Here is a 15,685-nt window from a genome sequence, read left to right as displayed (position 1 = left end):
TAAGCGATACGGGTTTCAGGCTAAACCCAGCCCCCGTTTTCCGTTGAGATTAAGATCGGCGAGGGTAAAGCGATTTTTCCAGCCAGCTTCGTAGTGCTCAGGAGGAAAATCAGCAGGGGAATGGCCTTGCTCAAGTGCGCGCGCGACAAGATGCGCGTAGGCCCGGTTTTTATCACACATGGGCGCAGCGGGAATATACATAACATTGCCCCAGCCCTGCTGGTTTTCAACCGGTGCGACGGCGTGAATGAGGTCACAGTGCCACCAAACGGAGTCGCCCGCCGTTATAGCCGGTACCGAGCATAATCCCTTTATCAAATGTGGGTGCCATTTTTCATTTACTGCAAGCACGCGCCCCGGCTCAACGCCACACAATTCATCGTCAGCCACATCCGATAATAACGGTCGAAGCAGGACATAGGCGATGGCTTCCGGCACGGGAACCACGTGCAGTAAGCCCTGACCGGGCATCATATCGGAGAGCGCAGTCCATCCCTGAAACGTGCGGAAAGCCGAGCATTTTGTGGTATCGGGAACATCAAACTCGTTCACTTCGCTACGATGGGCTGCATTCCATGGGTCGTAACGCTCAACATTGCCGTCAAAAAGCGAGCGAAAGACGCGTTGATACGCGGGCAACAACCAGCGTTCAAGCGCACCGGAATCCGTATGCGCCCCCAACCCTTTCGACGTTGTTCCCGGCGGACGTCGGCGAATTCGGTCCGGATAGATAAGATTCACATCCGGATCGAACCATTGCTGACCTTCGGATTCGAATCGCCACAGGCGATTTAGAAACGACTGCACCTGTGCCATTTCATGACTCTGGCGCGCCTCCATTTGCGCCTGAGACCAGTAAATTGGATAAATTTCAGGCCGGGAGGCTTCGAGACTTCCAAAAAAATTGTCCCCGGGACCGCGATACTGTGCATCGAACTGATTGTCATCCAGATAACGCAACATGGCGGCATCCCATGCCAGCGCCTGTTCTCGGGGAAAATGCTGCTTTACGACCACACAGCCACGACGTTTTATTCTTTCTCGTGTCTCAGGGGGCAGCGTGCCATCTGTAATCTGTTCGGGTGAAATCACCGGCCAGGCGCTGCCGCTCTGTTGTTCTTCCGCTTTGGCCTGGCTTATGGCCTGCTCGATTTTATTGCAAACCTCACTGAATAAGCCTTCAACATCGCCGATCTGCTGACGCACCTGCTGCTTAAACTGACGGATCGCTGCTGGAATATCGTGGGGTAACGGTGTGTGTTGAAGCTTCACAGTCATAATTGTGGCCCTTAACAGATAGTTTATATTTCAGATGAAGATTTTTTTCATTACATTCGAAAGATGAACTTATGTTTAACAGATTGCTGATGGGTAAAATCGCGACTGGCGCACAATGTGAGCTAACAGAAGGATATTTAATGATTGGAATTCTCATTAATCCCTACAGCGAGTAAGCTTGAAGCAACAGTCAGCCTATTCAGGCCGGGAGACAAGGGGGGAACGACAATGGCAGTAAGGATGATTGCAGTTGATATGGATGGGACTTTTCTGGACGAAAATAAGCAGTACAACGTTCAGCGCTTTTCACGCCAGTACGCCCTGCTAAAACAAAAAGGCATTCGCTTTGTTGTCGCCAGTGGCAATCAATATTATCAGCTACAGCGCTACTTTCCTGACATCAAAAATGAAATCGCCTTTGTCGCCGAAAATGGCGCGTGGGTGTCAGAGGGCGACCAGGAAATTTTTTGTGGTGAGCTGGCCAGGGAAAGCGTGCACCGCGTGTTGGAGATACTGGCAAAAGAGCCGGATATCAGCACGGTCGTCTGTGGACGTAAGGGCGCTTATGTTCATTCTTCCATGCCTGAAAGCGTTATTCAGATGCTCAATAACCATTATTATCGGCTCGAAAAGCGCGATAATCTTTATGATATTGACGACACCATTTTTAAATTTTCGCTTAATCTGGCGCACGAAGGCATTGAAAGCCTGATGGATCGTTTGCATAACAAACTCGGCGAGATCGATCATATTATGCATCCCGTATCGAGTGGCTATGGTTTTATCGACCTGATTATTCCTGGTTGTCATAAAGCACATGGCATTGCTTTGCTGCAACAAAAATGGGGCATCAGCGATTGTGAGGTGGTGGCGATTGGCGACAGCGCGAACGATATTGAAATGCTGCGTCAGGCCTGTTTCAGTTTTGCGATGGCCAATGCCGTAGAGCCGGTATCCGCCGTGGCGCGTTTTAAAACTGAAAGCAATCAGGATGAAGGGGCGCTAAATGTAATTGCCCGGATTCTGGCGCGCGAGTTTCCCTTTGAATAACGCCTTAACGCCGGGATTTGTGCTGTGCCCATAAAGGCAAAGGTCGTATATCAGATAGGTGTGACAGTGTCACATCAATGATGTTATTAAAGGTGAATGATTAGCTTTTTACGACGCTGTCAGCGGCAGGTGCCAGCGTCGTCGGTGTACCAAAGCATCATAAAAGTTGCCGCTTATAGTTACAACATACTGTAAGTGACAGTAGCAAAAGCCCAGAGTCAGCATACGCGTGGTTTTCAGGTCTTGCAGAATAGCGATCCACAGCCCGGCTTACACCGGGCTGATGGGGATTATTTGTCGGCTTTCTTCTCTTCTTCGGTGCCTGACGGTTGCGTTTCAGCATCCGATCGCCAGGGCTTCAGCAGCTGAATATCCAGAATCACATAAACCATCGTGCTGATAAACAGGGAAATCACGCTGCCAAATACGCCGCTGGTGGTGAAGGTCAGATAGTTATAGATAATCAACCAGGTGAGACAAATGAACATCGACAGGGCTAGCATGATGGACGAGAGCGAGTAGTTACTGGTGCCGGCGCCTTGCTGATGCGTCAGTTTAAACAGGTTTCCAGTCGTGTATCTTTCTAAAATCAGGAGGGTTTTTTGCCAGTTACGACGTTGTCGTGAACCCGTGCGTACAATAAACAGATACAGGACGGAGATAAAAAAGCCTGAAAACGCAATCAGGACTGGAACGGCTTCCAGCGCATACTCAATACTTTTATGGCTCGCCCCGGCTGGGCTCAGGTCCAGCGTCAACGAGGCACCCAGCGCGGCATAAAGGAACACGAACAACGCTAAAAAGGTTATCGTGCGTTTCCAGTCTGCCTCGGCTTCGCGGTTCTTTTGCTGAAGCGCAACGGTGAAAGCGCGTTCGATATGTTCAGCCTGGGGCGAGTGCATTTCAATCGCGTCAACCGTTTCATCCAGCAGGGCTTCGATAAAAGGCTTGTGGTCACTGTGCAGGGGAATATTCATTACGTGGATTCTCAGTAAAATTTCCGCTTATTTTAGTCAGCCTGAGAGGAAATGATACAAGCTTCACACGTTAAAAATCTTCAGGCTGAGTCAGTTAAGTATCAGGTAATGCGTTTTACGACAGCCGCATGATGTACACTGCTAGTGAACTTACCACGAGGAAAGCGATTATGAATGACAAGAAGATGATTTCCATCGATCAGTTCAGTGATGAAGAGCGACTTGCCGTTAACGAAGCCCTTCAAAATCTGATGGAAAAGCACCGTCAACGCACTGGCAAAGAGCCTGACAGCAAAAAAGAAAAAGAGCTTAACACTGAAGCCCGCCAGCAGGTGATGGCCGATAAACTGCTTAATGAAAAGTTAAAAGCAGAAAAAGAGAGCAAAAAACCGGTCAGGAAAAAGAAACCTTCATCAATTGCCGCGAGTGAAGTTAGCGACTTTAACTGGTCTGCTTCAGTCGCAAAAGGCCGCAGAAGATAACGACAGAATAATGATGCTGACGCCTGACGATATAATTCTGTTTATCGTTGGGCTTATGCCACTCTCACTAAACTGCCTGTACAAAATCAGCATTGAGCAGAGTAAAAACAATAATAAATAAAGCGGTAAAACGCTTAAAAATTTATGCGGTTTACATTTTTTATGGATAAACTGCGCTGAATATACCGTCAATTACGCTTGCGAATGACTTATTACTCCCCCGAAGATCATCATCTTAAGATGCGATCCACGCGATTTGTCCGTCGCATGTTCGCCATGCGCCAACTGGGCACGATTTTATGCGCTTTGCCGATTGCATCCGTTTTGATGGAGCTGGGCAAAAAACCCGCCATATTGGTCTTACTGATTAGTAACGTTATTATCTGGCCCTGCCTGGCATATTGTCTTGCCATTACATCACGTGATTCAACCGCCAGAGAACGAACCAATTTAACGCTCGATGCCGCCTTCGGCGGTATTTGGGTAGCACTCATGGCCGTGAGCCCGATGCCATCCTTTGTCATTATGGCGGTACTGGTCTCCGACCGTTATGCCGCCGGAGGCTGGCCACAACTTCTCTCTGCACTACAGGCGTTTCTGTTTGCCTTTATCATGGTATGGACAATAGAGGGCGCGCCAGTTTTGATGGAATTTAGCATCCGTTCGGCATGGCTTACGATACCGCTGGCCACGTTTTATCTGTTAGCGCTAAGCGTGGTATCCCATAATCTGACGTTTAATCTGCGCCAGAAGAACCGTGAGCTGGAAAGGATCGCCTTGATGGACCCCAGTTTGCAAATTCCTAACCGACGCCTGTTTGAACGGCGGCTTGAAAGTGAATTTCTGCGCACCCGGCGTGGAGACAGTAAGGCGTACCTGATACTTATTGATGTCGACCATTTCAAGAACGTCAACGATACCTTTGGTCATGAAGCAGGGGATTTTCTACTGGCTGAAATTTCCGGGTTGCTGCGTGACAGCGTAGGGATGAAGGACATCCCGGCGCGCTTTGGTGGCGATGAACTGGGCGTGATCGTACGTGACTCAAATGACGTTAACATCGTCAGGCTGGCCGAAACCATTCAACGAAACATAGCGCAATTACGCTTGCCTGCTTCAGCAGAGTTCAGATGTTCAGTCAGCATTGGTATTGCCTGTGCGGAAAAAGCCAGCTCTATACATGAATGGCTGCGACGCGCTGATGAAGCCCTGTATGAGGTTAAGCGATCGGGGCGTAATGATCTGAAATTATGGCAGGCCTGATAATACATGAAGCGGTGTAGCACGGGCGCTTTTTTACTGGTTTAACATCAGCTTACCGATACTGTAATCAGCCAGAAATTAACGCCGCCTTATCTCAAGGCGGCTTTTGCTATCAGATTGCAGGATAGTCGCCAGTGCCTTCAGGCCAGGGCGTAAGCAAATCAAACCCTGTCTCAGTCACCGCCACCGTATGCTCCCACTGGGCTGAAAGCGATCGGTCTTTCGTGACCACAGTCCAGCCATCAGAGAGGACGCTGGTGCCGGCTTTGCCTGCGTTGATCATGGGCTCGATGGTGAAAATCATCCCTGCCTTCAACGGCATCCCTTCGCCTGGGGTACCATAATGAAGAACCTGTGGATCAGTATGATAAATCTCGCCCACGCCATGACCACAATATTCCCGCACCACCGAAAAGCCGGCGTTTTCAGCAAGGCGCTGAATGGCGGCACCAATATCACCCAGTGTCGCACCAGGCTTCACCGTTTTAATGCCCGCAACCAGGGACTGATAAGTAATATCGACCAGGCGTTTGGCGCGTACGGACGGTGTGCCAACAAAATACATTCGGCTCGTATCGCCATACCAGCCATCTTTAATAACGGCTACGTCGATATTCACAATATCGCCGTCTTTTAATTTTTTGGCAGCAGGGATGCCGTGGCAAACCACATGATTCACAGAGGTGCAGGTTGTGCGCGTGTAACCGTGATAGCCGATGTTGGCTGGCGTAACCTTAAGTTCATTCACGATAAAATCGTGACAGATATCGTCCAGTTGTTCAGTCGTGATTCCCGGGCGCACATGCGGGGTAATCATTGCCAAAACCTGGGCTGCAGCATGTCCGGCAGCACGTGCTTTTTCAATTTCTTCTGCGGAATGGATCTTAACGGTCCCCATTACACTTCTCCTTGTGAGGCTAAATCGGCGTTATGTAGCACCTGGCGAATATCCGCGCCGCCGTTCATTTCGATACGGATCAACGTTTGAGCCAGCTCATGTTGTGTCAGTTGAGGATACAGCTCGGCCAACATACCGAGTTTTAACCAGTGCTCAGCCTGAGCGTTGATCGAGCGGCTCATCGCCTGGCTGGCGATGCGCAGGTTTTCATGCATCAGATCGGATATTTTGACAATGCCCATACGAAGCCTATATGGAATATATACGTTTTGTATACAGGCTACGCGTTATGAAGGGAGAGTTAAAGAAAAAAATCACAGCGGGTCAGAACGTTTCAGTAATATTCATCCGCCAGCGCACCTGTGTCAGGCCCGTTTTCCAGATTGCGATTTTTAAGCCCTCTGGCAGATCCTGAACCATACTCTACATCTGAAAATCGGCAACAGAGACGCTGAGTGCATTATGTCGGCGGTACAAAGGTTATCCGTGAAGGCTAAATTTTTTATCACCGCTGGCCATACTGTCTGATTCGGCCAGGTCAGTGCTGGATAACGGTAACCGTCTTTTCAGCAATGGGCCGACTCCTGAGAATCCGCCTTCACTCGGCACATCAGTTAAAAAAGAAGCGGTTCAGATTAGTCAGGATGATTACGATAGGTGAGATGTTTAAAGGCAGATGATGATATTTTAATGACGGGCACGAAGGTGCCTGAACCGCATAAAACGGCATGATGAAACGGTCACGCTTATCCACTTCTTACTTCGTAATTACCGGGAACAACGTTATGAGAGCATTCTTCATCACAGGCCTGATGTTCGCGTTAACAGCATGCTCTAACTCAGTGGGACATAATTTTGATACCGCCACCGTTCAGAATATCAGGCCAGGTCAGACAACACGTGCGGAACTGATCGCGATGTTTGGCCCGCCTGATACGGAAACACCTTACCCCAATGGGCAGCAGTTACTGATGTGGAAATACAGCAAAGCCAGAGCGCTGGATACCTCTGCAGGTGAAACACTCACAGTGCAGACAAAAAATGGCAGAGTGTTTAACTACACATTTAGTAAAAGTTGACGTCCTTTTAGGGAGATATCAAGTCGCCTGACAGAAGCATGAATTTTTACTTTGTTCGAACGATTGCGGATTCACATATTGATTTACGCTATCCCTCTTAATTCAGGAGGGATGTGATGAAAAAACATTTCATTTTTACCTCATGCCTTATGGTGATGAGTTTACTGTGGGCCGAGAGTTCTGTCGCAAAGGCTCTCCGGCAGACGGATGACCAAATTCGTCAGCTGATTATTGAGGATTCAATCGCGTCCTATCCCGGTGTTTGCGCGTGCCCGTTTAATTCAGCGCGCAACGGTAGCAGTTGTGGCAAGCGTAGCGCATGGAGCAAGCCGGGCGGCTATTCTCCCCTCTGTTATAAAAAAGACGTGTCCCGGGAAATGGTGGAGGAGTGGCGTAAAAGTCATGGTGCCTGATGGCGTCCTGGATTATCGGTTCGCTTTGTTGTTTAAACGACATTTACCGTTGAGCATTGCTGTTCAGGTCAAACAGAGCGCGAGACTCGCCAGCGTCTCCTCAGTTTGGCACTCAGCGTCATAACTGAGAATGCAAAACCGCATTTAAGAACGGGTCATCATAAAACGCGGTGATGATGACGTCTGCGCATCTAACAGGCGTGGTATGTGCGTATGTGTTCAGTATTTAACGGGCATTTTTTCGTCTCCTTCTACCTTGTCTGCGTTGATCCTCTGTTGCCATTCAGGGCTTATATCAGCAGCGCAAATATCCCCTGCTTTTTTATCAGAATCCGCGTAGCGGCGTTATTGTGACTCCAGACTTAATAGGTCTGGAGTCACAATCATCTGAAGAGTAGAATCCGCGTTTCAGCTTTATCATCAGGGAAGGGCAGTGACAGAAATCCGCACAAAAACCGTTTCGCCCCATGTCGGGCATCACGTCATGGCGTGGCTTAATCAGGTCAGAAGTGCTTCGTTATCTGAGGTAGATAACTTTGGTGATGAAGGCACAGTTGAGCAGGTCATGAAAGTGTGGGTAAAACTGTCATTACTTGTGACGCGTCGTCGTCCCGAAATTGCGGTGTCCTCCCTGCTCAGACATGTATTGCCCAATATCGGTGCGCTGCCGTTAAAAGATCTGACGCGGCTGCGGCTAAATCGTTTGTATAACATACTGATTTCAGAGGGTAAAAAAGAAGAGGCGCGCCGGGTCTTTGCTCTAACGAAACAGTTTTTATCCTGGGCTGAAATGCAGGGTTATCTTGAACATTCTCCCGTTGCGTCAATGAAGAAACGCGATATTGCCGGTCGCGCTGCGCCGCCGCGAAGCCGGCAGTTGTCGGATGCGGAGATCTGGGTGTTCTGGCATGGTCTGGACAACTGGGCGCTTTCTGAGCAGGCACGGTGGGCACTGCGCCTTTGCCTTGTCAGTGCGCGACGTCCTGATGAAATCGTCCAGGCACGCAAGTCAGAATTCAATTTGCAGTCAGGGCTCTGGAAACAGGGAACGCGTAATAAGTCTCATCGCGAACATACTTTGCCCGTCTCGGCATTAATGCGACTCTGCATCGAATCATTACTCAATGCCAGCGATCCCGCTTCGCCCTGGCTGGTGCCGGCACCGCGCGATGTGATGCAGCCGCTGTCTAAAGGCGCGTTAAATCAGGCTTTGCGCCGTATGCTGCGCGCACCGCGTGGGTTGGGGCTGGAACACTTTACGCCACGAGATTTACGTCGAACGGCACGTTCGAAATTATCTGCGCTGGATACGCCCAACGACGTGGCAAGAAAAATTATGAATCATGCGTTAGAAGGGATAGACCGGGTTTACGATACTCACGACTATCTTGTGCAAATGCGGGCTGCGCTGGACAACTATTCGGCATCGTTAGAATTAATTATAAACAGTGATGATTACCATTGTTTACGTCATCGTTTTGAGGGCGAACCGCTAAAATTAGACGGCTCATCTGTTATGACTATGAGCCCGTAAAGCATGATTGATACGGTTTCCAATAAAAAGCGGTGTTGTTATCAACACCGCTTTTTTTATCAGATCAGGAAGTCATCAAGAGAACCGCCTGCATCCAGCGCCTTTTTAATTGGCGATGGTGTACGACCCTGACCTGTCCATGATTTAGTTTCACCGTTTTCATCGGTATATTGGTATTTAGCCGGACGTGGTGCACGTTTAGCTTTTGTTTTCGTTTCTGTTGGCAAATCCACCAGCTCAGAAATATCAATGCCGTCATTCATCAGCATTTCTTTATACTTAGCCAGCTTGTCTGCTTTTTCACGCTGCAGGGCTTGCTCGGCTTCTTCTTCTTCACGGCGTTCAGCGACAACGACAGAAAGCTTTTCGAGCATCTCATTTAACACATCAAGCTCAATTTCCCGGGCTTGTGCGCGTAAAATACGAAGGTTATTTAATGCTTTGAGCGCATCCATTGATTAATCCTTAAATTACAGCGAATATTTAAACAGGGTCATTCTACGAAAAATATTCCAGGAAGGAAATATCTCTTCAGTCTGAAATGTACAAATTTGTTACTGTTAGGATTATTACCACTTCTTTGGGGCGCAAACAGACATAACGTATTAAAAAACATTGATGTCATAAACCCTATTTAGGCAGCACAGCCATGCTCAGGAGTGAGCATCTTCTGCGCAAGACGTATTATAAACTTTATTTATAAATAGAAAAATCAATTAAATCATAACATAAAGCCATCTTGCCTTTGCCAGTAGTAGTGCAGATCCCTTAAGATAACGGGTTTCATCGGCCCCGCAGAAAAATGATAACGTATAGTGAATAATATCTGCCATTTAATAGAAAAACATTCGCATCGTCAGAATGCACCAAAATGCCTGTCGCTGACAGTGACATTTGTCATAAGTAAACCCTGATATTCATGTTGGAATCTGCTTCAAATTGGCTTAGCCCATTGGCTCTTTTATCGCGGCTTTTTTTTGAACGAGGTATAAACGTCTCATCCAGCCGGAACCCAATATCAATACATTTTTTGTGCCTAACAGAGGCGTCAAACGTGACATACATGATGTCTTATGCTGGCCTGACAGTTAATCACGCTGTATCACAGCCATAAGTATGGCGAGCTAAATCATAAGCGAAGCGCTAATAAGGTTAAGACAGAATAAAAATTCAATCACTAATAACCGCTTTAGATAACGTTATACCTATATCGCAGCGGAAACCCGATGGGATTTTTCCTGGCATTTACCCAGGCATTCTCCGGGGGACTGAAATCAAAACAGGAGTGGAACCCGGCAATCATTTTATTCATAAGATGACATCACTCGCTGTACAATAAATTACCAGCCTTTTAAAAACGCCTGGGTTGTTGTGGCCTTTGTCTGGTGACCCTACACCTCATCTTTCAGCAAAACTCCCGCGTTATCAATGCCGTACTCCTTTCAGCTTTTCTGGAATCATTACTTATAAATATTAACAATAACTTGCAATGATAATCTAAATGCGTATATTTCTCATTTGCTTTTGTGTTTGATGGCTTTTGACCTTATTCATTATGCTCAGGCTGTGCGGCAGTTTTTGGGGACTGATTCGCTGCAGTGGCAAATAAAAAACGAAACGAGGCGTTTACAATGCTTTTGAGTACACTTCATGTTCAACGGGATCGCCTGCAGTCGATTTTCCCTCTGGTTCCCTCTCGCTATTCACTTTTGACGACGTTAATTACTGGGATCGTGTCACACAACGTGTTTGCAACGACAGCGCCTGTTTCGGCAGTGAATAACCAAACACTCATCGTCACGGCTGCTGAACCCCCTGTCGTCGAAAACACAGCATCGGATTACAGCGTTCCGGTAACCCGGGCGGGCAATAAATTGCTTTCGACGGTACGTGATATCCCCCAATCCGTCAGCATTATCAGTGAGCAGCGGATGAAGGACCAACAGCTCCAGTCACTGAATGACGTTCTGGATAATACGACAGCCATTCAGACCAGCACCGCGGATATGGATCGCAAGACCTATTATTCTCGCGGGTTTTTAATCGATAATTATCTGATTGACGGTATTCCCACCGTATTTGAAGAGCGCTGGAATCTGGGCGATGCACAAACCGATAGCGCACTGTACGAACATATTGAAGTGGTCAGGGGCGCAAACGGGTTATTAACCGGGGCAGGCAATCCTTCAGCGGCCGTTAATATGGTGCGTAAACATGCTGACAGCCGTCAGCCAGAGGGAGAGGTGTCTTCGAGTTTCGGCAGCAGGAATAAGCAGCGTTACGTCATGGACGTACAGTCACCGCTTACAGCGTCAGGCAATGTGCGGGGCAGAGTGATTGCGGGTTACCAGGACAATAACAGTTTTGTTGAGCGGTATGGCGCAGAAAAGAAATTTATCTATGGCGTGATCGATGCGGACCTGAATAATACCACCACCGTTTCTGCGGGCTATGAATTTCAGCAACTCAATACTGACAGCCCAATGTGGGGCGGACTGCCTCGCTGGTATACCGATGGTACAAAAACTGATTATCGTCGCGGCTTTAATACCGCGCCTGACTGGACTTATAACGATAAAGAGAGCAGAAAGCTCTTTGCCCGGCTGAAACACACCTTTGACAGCGGCTGGCAATGGACTTTAAACGGAACGCACGACCAGTCCACGCTTAACAGTAAAATGATGTATATCGCTGGCTATTTCGACAAAAATACCGGCGCAGGCGTTTCGCCTTATGCTGATTATCCGGTCGTAGGCGGCACGGGATATAATTCGGCAAAACGTAAAGTCGATGCCATCGACACCTTTGCCAGTGGCCCTTATCAACTTTTTGGACGTAACCACGAATTAATGCTGGGTGTCAGCTACAGCAGGCAGAAAAACACCTATTACGGTACCTTTGCCAATATCTCTTCAGCGGAATTAGGTGACTTCAATCTCTTTGATGGTCAGTTCCCGGAAACGGACTGGGAGCCACGCACGCTATCCCAACAGGATATTACCCGCCAAACTTCAGGTTACCTTGCGACACGTATTTCAGTCGCCGATCCGCTAAATCTGATACTGGGCGCGCGTTATACCCGTTGGAGCAAAAACACCCTGACCAATGATATGGAAAAAAATAATATCACGCCTTATGCCGGTTTGATTTATGACATTGATGAGAACTGGTCAACGTACGCCAGCTACACCTCTGTGTTTCAGCCACAATCCTATCGTGATATCTCAGGCGCCTATCTGGCACCGGTTATGGGTAAAAATTATGAAGCGGGCGTCAAATCTGACTGGTTCGACAGCCGTTTAACGACGTCGTTATCGGTGTTTCGTGCCGAGCTGGATAATGTCGCGCAAACCACGGGGCGTATTATTCCGGGGACCACTGAGTCAGCTTATGAAGGTAAAAATGGCACGGTCAGCCGCGGGGTCGAGTTTGAAATTAATGGCGCAATAACCGATAACTGGCAAATGACATTGGGTGGCACCCGTTATATTGCAGAACAGCGAGAGGGCACGGCGTTAAAGCCCGATCTGCCACGAACGCAGTTGAGCGTCTTTACAAGCTACCGTTTATCCATGCTGCCTGACCTGACGGTAGGCGGCGGTGTGAAATGGCAAACCCATGTCTGGAGTGATAACTCCGCACCAGAAGGCAAGGGGACATGGCGTGCAGAGCAGGGGAGTTATGCCTTAGTGAATGTGTTCAGCCGCTATCAGGTCACTAAAAATTTTGCTGTCCAGGGCAACATCAATAACCTTTTTGATAAAACCTATGACACCAACGTTGCGGGAGACATCGTTTACGGCGAACCTCGCAACGTGTCTGTCACCGCCAGCTATCGCTTCTGAACAGTCTACAGCCTCTTCAATAGGCGCCTCACGCGAGGCGCTTTCAGCAATCGGTGTTTTGCTCGCCTCTGCCAACTGCAAATCCATGATCCATCACGTTTTGATGCAATCTTCACGTCAGAAAGCCCCGGATTTGCGCTACACTGACCAGCGTTAACCCTGTGTTCTGCCGCTATCATGGTGCTGTTTGAGGCAAACTAATTAACCTGGAAGAAGTATGAAAATCAGATTCCTTTCGGCCAATGAACAAAAACTGGCAGAGGTTCGCGGAATACTGGAGCCAGTGGGCGTAGAAGTATTACCGATCGCACGTCGCATAGAAGAAATTCAAACGGAGAACGAGCTGGATTTAGTCCGCGATAAGCTGACCAAAGCTTTTTCTATTATAGGACGTCCTCTTTTCGTCGAGCATACCGGGCTTTATCTGGATGGTCTGAATGGCCTGCCAGCCGGTCTGACGCGTATTTTCTGGAACCGACTGGATGCCGACCGTTTTGCCTCCCTGGTTAACGGGCTGGACAGCCAGGGCGTCACGGCCAAAACGGTACTTGGCTATTGTGATGGGCGCAAAATGTATCAGTTTTACGGTGAATTGCGCGGGACGATAGCGCCAAAGCCTGCGGGTCCCCGGGGATTTCAGTGGGATTGCGTCTTTATCCCCGAAGGTTACGACCAAACCTTTGCTGAAATGGGCGACAAGAAAAACGAAATTTCAAACCGTCGCATTGCGCTGGACCGCTTCGCGTCCTTCCTGAAAACCGCACGAGGCGTGGCATGAAACCTGAACTAAAACGGGCTTATGATTCCGGTAAGCTGATACTGTTTGCCGGTGCGGGCCTTTCCCGCAATCTCGGCCTGCCGGAATGGCATGAACTCATCGCCCATCTGGCTAACGAGCTGGGTTACGATCCCAAGATTTTTAATACCTATGGGACGCATCTCTCTCTGGCGGAGTACTACAAGCAGAAAAAAGGATCGCTTGGCCCGTTAAGAAGTTGGATGGACCGCGAATGGCATCGGCCGGATATCGATGTCCGTAGCTCTGAAATTCATACCATGATTACTCAGGGCAATTTCTCCCGTATTTACACCACCAACTATGACAGGTGGTTAGAGGCGGCGCACGAGGCGCACGGCGTACCCTATTTTAAAGTGGCTAACGCGGCTGACTTGGTCTCATTAACGGAAGATAAGCGCCATATCATCAAACTTCATGGTGATTTCGACGACGATACTTCCATTGTTTTAGATGAAAGTAGCTATTTTGAGCGCCTCTACTTTGATTCGCCACTGGATATCAAGCTGACGCATGATGTGATGGGCAATTCCGTATTATTTGTGGGTTACAGCATCAGTGATTTTAATATTCGTCTGTTGTTTTATCGCCTGACGAAAATGTGGGGACGCACTGGACTGGCCACCGCGCGCCCTAAGTCCTACCTCTTTACTAATCGCAATAACCCGGTGGCAAAAGAGGTCTTGGGTCAGTGGGGCATCGAAATGATCGTGTCAGAAGAGGACGATCCCCGCAAAGCCCTGGCTGACTTTATGGAAGAGTTACTGGCTTAATAACCCAGACCGCTTCAACCGGTGCACGGTAAAAACGGCGGACGACCTCCGTCTTAGCGGTAGTGTTTATTCTTCTCTGGAAAACGCGGACTACTGTGATAGACTGTATGAATACACAGTACCTGAGGGCAAAAACTATGGCTGTCGAAACAAAATTTGTAGTGGTCAGAAAAGGTGAAGAGAAGATGACATTTGCCAACAAAAAAGAGGCTGATGCCTACGACAAGATGCTGGATATGGCGGAAGCCTTCACCGACTGGCTGCTGACGCATCAGGCTGATATGGACGAATCGCAGGCTGAATCATTAGGCTTGTTGCTGGCAGAACAAAAAGAGGCGGTGCAACATATCCTTCGCACCAGTAAGTTACCCGAGTCCGTAACGGTCGACAGCGCAACGGATGTCGCGGATGCTGATTCTCCTGCTCAAAACGACAAAAAGGTGCGTGCCGTTAAAGCCGCCTGATCCTTTACGCTGGAAGTCAGCTTCCAGCGTACCGCTTTACGTCTCTCGCGTTCTGATATCATTCGTAACTCCCTTCCGCAAAAATGTGTTGTATGTCAGTCATTAGCGTATCAAGTGCGTCACGGCAAAAGCATAGTGATGAAGATATCTGGCAATGCACGTCAGGCAAAGCGTATAGCCATGAAACCTGCCTGGTTTGTTAAGCATGGTCAATTTCCGGTTCAGTTATGTCCTGTCAAAGGGGTGACGTAAACTGACATATTATTCCTGATGCGGTATTGTTTCACATCAATACTATCGATATTAGCAATGGATTGATGCGCATTTCCCGTCAGTAACTCAGGTTAAATCTGTGCGATCGCCCCGCGTGGTAGGCTGGGAGATGACTAAAAAAGTGACGCCGTCACTGCTGTCGTTTCGCGCCTGGTGACGGGCTCCCGGCGGGATTTCAATCCCCTGCTGAGCCTGCAGGCGATGTACAACGCCCTCAATTTCCATCGTCAGCTGGCCCTCAAGGATAAAAAGAACTGACGGGCGCGGCTGTGAACGTGCCGTGTTTCAGAGGTGGCGGGCGGCATATGCTCATAAATAATGCTCAGATCCTGGCTTTTCACAAAATGCCAGCCATCACAGTTATTTCCCCACACAGAATGTTCCGCATTGTCTTTTGAAATCATACTTCCTCACGTTACGTTCGACGGGCTATGTGATCCGGCGCGGGTATGCATCAATCTTATTAAAGTTCATTTATGACACGCCGATAGTTCTTCCAGGGACACGACAGATTGTATCTGACAGGGTGGTCAATTTAGCCGGTATATTCCAGGGGAATC

The 15,685-nt window shown here is 48.5% G+C and carries 15 protein-coding genes and 1 pseudogene; 10 read left to right on the top strand and 6 right to left on the bottom strand.

Annotated elements, in window-relative coordinates; translation table 11 throughout:
- Positions 1-15: 15 nt before the first annotated feature.
- The gene (locus A6A26_RS00495; RefSeq protein WP_063876966.1) at positions 16-1,278 is read right to left on the bottom strand and encodes a DUF1479 domain-containing protein; all 1,263 of its coding nucleotides are present in this window, start codon (positions 1,276-1,278) and stop codon (positions 16-18) included.
- Between the two features lie 228 nt (positions 1,279-1,506).
- Here A6A26_RS00495 and A6A26_RS00490 point away from each other — a divergent pair, with 228 nt between their 5' ends.
- A complete protein-coding gene (locus A6A26_RS00490) occupies positions 1,507-2,328 on the top strand; it encodes a Cof-type HAD-IIB family hydrolase (protein ID WP_063876965.1) in 822 nt (273 codons plus the stop codon).
- Positions 2,329-2,618: 290 nt separating this feature from the next.
- Here the strand turns inward: A6A26_RS00490 and A6A26_RS00485 are convergent, their stop codons facing one another.
- Positions 2,619-3,305 carry a RipA family octameric membrane protein gene (locus A6A26_RS00485; RefSeq protein ID WP_063876964.1) on the bottom strand — a complete coding sequence of 229 codons (687 nt, stop codon included), beginning with the start codon at positions 3,303-3,305 and terminating at the stop codon, positions 2,619-2,621.
- A gap of 170 nt (positions 3,306-3,475) precedes the next feature.
- Here A6A26_RS00485 and A6A26_RS00480 point away from each other — a divergent pair, with 170 nt between their 5' ends.
- Both A6A26_RS00480 and A6A26_RS00475 read left to right on the top strand, forming a co-directional pair.
- The gene (locus A6A26_RS00480; protein WP_063876963.1) at positions 3,476-3,787 is read left to right on the top strand and encodes a hypothetical protein; all 312 of its coding nucleotides are present in this window, start codon (positions 3,476-3,478) and stop codon (positions 3,785-3,787) included.
- Between the two features lie 204 nt (positions 3,788-3,991).
- Entirely contained in the window at positions 3,992-5,050 is a 1,059-nt protein-coding gene (locus tag A6A26_RS00475; RefSeq protein ID WP_063876962.1) for a diguanylate cyclase, read from the top strand.
- A 112-nt stretch (positions 5,051-5,162) separates the two neighbouring features.
- Here A6A26_RS00475 and map read toward each other — a convergent pair whose 3' ends face one another.
- Both map and A6A26_RS00465 read right to left on the bottom strand, forming a co-directional pair.
- Positions 5,163-5,948, bottom strand: coding sequence for a type I methionyl aminopeptidase (gene map, locus A6A26_RS00470; RefSeq protein ID WP_063876961.1), 786 nt, complete (start codon positions 5,946-5,948; stop codon positions 5,163-5,165).
- Positions 5,948-6,190: a ParD-like family protein gene (locus tag A6A26_RS00465; protein WP_063876960.1), complete on the bottom strand. Its 243-nt coding sequence runs from the start codon at positions 6,188-6,190 to the stop codon at positions 5,948-5,950. The genes map and A6A26_RS00465 overlap by 1 nt, the downstream gene beginning before the upstream one ends.
- 543 nt (positions 6,191-6,733) lie before the next feature.
- Here A6A26_RS00465 and A6A26_RS00460 point away from each other — a divergent pair.
- From A6A26_RS00460 to A6A26_RS00450, 3 genes are all read left to right on the top strand, one after another.
- Positions 6,734-7,027 carry a hypothetical protein gene (locus tag A6A26_RS00460; protein WP_063876959.1) on the top strand — a complete coding sequence of 98 codons (294 nt, stop codon included), beginning with the start codon at positions 6,734-6,736 and terminating at the stop codon, positions 7,025-7,027.
- A 116-nt stretch (positions 7,028-7,143) separates the two neighbouring features.
- Positions 7,144-7,440, top strand: a complete 297-nt coding sequence (locus A6A26_RS00455) for a hypothetical protein (RefSeq protein ID WP_063876958.1) — start codon at positions 7,144-7,146, stop codon at positions 7,438-7,440.
- A 484-nt stretch (positions 7,441-7,924) separates the two neighbouring features.
- The gene (locus A6A26_RS00450; RefSeq protein ID WP_172823875.1) at positions 7,925-8,974 is read left to right on the top strand and encodes a tyrosine-type recombinase/integrase; all 1,050 of its coding nucleotides are present in this window, start codon (positions 7,925-7,927) and stop codon (positions 8,972-8,974) included.
- Positions 8,975-9,033: 59 nt separating this feature from the next.
- Here A6A26_RS00450 and A6A26_RS00445 read toward each other — a convergent pair whose 3' ends face one another.
- A complete protein-coding gene (locus tag A6A26_RS00445) occupies positions 9,034-9,429 on the bottom strand; it encodes an H-NS family histone-like protein (RefSeq protein WP_063876956.1) in 396 nt (131 codons plus the stop codon).
- 1,176 nt (positions 9,430-10,605) lie between these two features.
- Here A6A26_RS00445 and fhuE point away from each other — a divergent pair.
- The 4 genes from fhuE to A6A26_RS00425 all read left to right on the top strand — a co-directional run bounded on the left by fhuE (position 10,606) and on the right by A6A26_RS00425 (position 14,852).
- A complete protein-coding gene (fhuE, locus tag A6A26_RS00440; protein ID WP_063876955.1) occupies positions 10,606-12,819 on the top strand; it encodes a ferric-rhodotorulic acid/ferric-coprogen receptor FhuE in 2,214 nt (737 codons plus the stop codon).
- Positions 12,820-13,036: 217 nt separating this feature from the next.
- The gene (locus tag A6A26_RS00435; RefSeq protein WP_063876954.1) at positions 13,037-13,597 is read left to right on the top strand and encodes a non-canonical purine NTP pyrophosphatase; all 561 of its coding nucleotides are present in this window, start codon (positions 13,037-13,039) and stop codon (positions 13,595-13,597) included.
- Positions 13,594-14,388, top strand: coding sequence for an SIR2 family protein (locus A6A26_RS00430; RefSeq protein ID WP_063876953.1), 795 nt, complete (start codon positions 13,594-13,596; stop codon positions 14,386-14,388). Before A6A26_RS00435 ends, A6A26_RS00430 begins: the two co-directional genes overlap by 4 nt.
- A gap of 137 nt (positions 14,389-14,525) precedes the next feature.
- Positions 14,526-14,852, top strand: coding sequence for a YebG family protein (locus tag A6A26_RS00425; RefSeq protein ID WP_063876952.1), 327 nt, complete (start codon positions 14,526-14,528; stop codon positions 14,850-14,852).
- A 339-nt stretch (positions 14,853-15,191) separates the two neighbouring features.
- On the opposite strand, the pseudogene A6A26_RS00420 reads toward A6A26_RS00425, so the two are convergent.
- Positions 15,192-15,529: pseudogene (locus A6A26_RS00420) on the bottom strand (cupin domain-containing protein).
- Positions 15,530-15,685 lie beyond the last annotated feature (156 nt).

Origin of the sequence: Pantoea sp. OXWO6B1 (assembly GCF_001641135.1) — a bacterium.
GTDB classification, from domain to species: Bacteria; Pseudomonadota; Gammaproteobacteria; order Enterobacterales; family Enterobacteriaceae; genus Pantoea; species Pantoea allii.
Note: the sequence above shows the minus strand (reverse complement) of the source record. Positions and strands in the feature narration are given on the sequence as shown.

Coding starts and splice junctions, on each gene's coding strand:
- A6A26_RS00495 (WP_063876966.1), bottom strand. CDS start 1,278: ATGACTGTGAAGCTTCAACACACACCGTTACCCCACGATATTCCAGCA.
- A6A26_RS00490 (WP_063876965.1), top strand. CDS start 1,507: ATGGCAGTAAGGATGATTGCAGTTGATATGGATGGGACTTTTCTGGAC.
- A6A26_RS00485 (WP_063876964.1), bottom strand. CDS start 3,305: ATGAATATTCCCCTGCACAGTGACCACAAGCCTTTTATCGAAGCCCTG.
- A6A26_RS00480 (WP_063876963.1), top strand. CDS start 3,476: ATGAATGACAAGAAGATGATTTCCATCGATCAGTTCAGTGATGAAGAG.
- A6A26_RS00475 (WP_063876962.1), top strand. CDS start 3,992: ATGACTTATTACTCCCCCGAAGATCATCATCTTAAGATGCGATCCACG.
- map (WP_063876961.1), bottom strand. CDS start 5,948: ATGGGGACCGTTAAGATCCATTCCGCAGAAGAAATTGAAAAAGCACGT.
- A6A26_RS00465 (WP_063876960.1), bottom strand. CDS start 6,190: ATGGGCATTGTCAAAATATCCGATCTGATGCATGAAAACCTGCGCATC.
- A6A26_RS00460 (WP_063876959.1), top strand. CDS start 6,734: ATGAGAGCATTCTTCATCACAGGCCTGATGTTCGCGTTAACAGCATGC.
- A6A26_RS00455 (WP_063876958.1), top strand. CDS start 7,144: ATGAAAAAACATTTCATTTTTACCTCATGCCTTATGGTGATGAGTTTA.
- A6A26_RS00450 (WP_172823875.1), top strand. CDS start 7,925: ATGGCGTGGCTTAATCAGGTCAGAAGTGCTTCGTTATCTGAGGTAGAT.
- A6A26_RS00445 (WP_063876956.1), bottom strand. CDS start 9,429: ATGGATGCGCTCAAAGCATTAAATAACCTTCGTATTTTACGCGCACAA.
- fhuE (WP_063876955.1), top strand. CDS start 10,606: ATGCTTTTGAGTACACTTCATGTTCAACGGGATCGCCTGCAGTCGATT.
- A6A26_RS00435 (WP_063876954.1), top strand. CDS start 13,037: ATGAAAATCAGATTCCTTTCGGCCAATGAACAAAAACTGGCAGAGGTT.
- A6A26_RS00430 (WP_063876953.1), top strand. CDS start 13,594: ATGAAACCTGAACTAAAACGGGCTTATGATTCCGGTAAGCTGATACTG.
- A6A26_RS00425 (WP_063876952.1), top strand. CDS start 14,526: ATGGCTGTCGAAACAAAATTTGTAGTGGTCAGAAAAGGTGAAGAGAAG.